Source organism: Parendozoicomonas sp. 2304DJ65-17 (assembly GCF_058148445.1).
Window position 1 is genome coordinate 1 of sequence record NZ_JBYVJV010000120.1, and the last position, 237, is coordinate 237.

Consider the following 237-nt stretch of genomic DNA (forward strand, 5'->3'; position numbering starts at 1 on the left):
TGTTTTTCAATTCTGCGATTAGGTTTTTCTGTTGTTTCCACTCTTGCCAGAGCTTAGAATTCTTCGTGGCAAGTTCTGCACAGCCAGCGTATCTATCCAGAAGTTTTTGATGGGTAGCCGGGCGAAGCAAGGATTGCTGTTCATGCTGGGCGTGAATATCAACCATCATTTCTCCAATCTGGCGTACATTGGAAAGTGGGGCGGGTGTGCCGTTAATATAGCATAGGCTACGACCTT

At 46.4% G+C, this 237-nt stretch carries 1 pseudogene; it reads right to left on the minus strand.

The window, feature by feature from the left end:
* Positions 1-237: pseudogene (locus ACY2RR_RS24740) on the minus strand (DNA repair protein RecN); the annotation flags it as partial.